At 64.4% G+C, this 239-nt stretch carries 1 protein-coding gene; it reads right to left on the bottom strand.

Annotated features, from left to right (window positions below):
• On the bottom strand, window positions 1-239 hold a 239-nt coding region (locus SB719_RS22395; protein ID WP_412160066.1), incomplete at both ends, for a zinc-binding dehydrogenase.

The raw sequence follows: 239 nt of genomic DNA, 5'->3' as shown, positions 1-239 counted from the left end.
CCTTGCCATCACCGGCAAAATCGAGCGACTCCTGCAGATCGAGCCGGGTGCCGACAATCGATCCGCGCACTGTAACGCCGTTCAGCACCATATTGAAGATGGAAAGCGGGAAGTCGCCGGGCGGCAGGCCGTTCAGCGAGACAGTGCCGCCGCGCGACACCATGCCCAGCGCCTGTTCGAAGGCGATCGGCGAAACCGCCGTAACCAGCACGCCATGCGCGCCGCCGTCGGTTTCCTTC

Origin of the sequence: Pantoea sp. SIMBA_079, from assembly GCF_046940275.1 — a bacterium.
In the GTDB taxonomy this organism is placed as follows: domain Bacteria; phylum Pseudomonadota; class Gammaproteobacteria; order Enterobacterales; family Enterobacteriaceae; genus Pantoea; species Pantoea borealis.
Note: the sequence above shows the minus strand (reverse complement) of the source record. Positions and strands in the feature narration are given on the sequence as shown.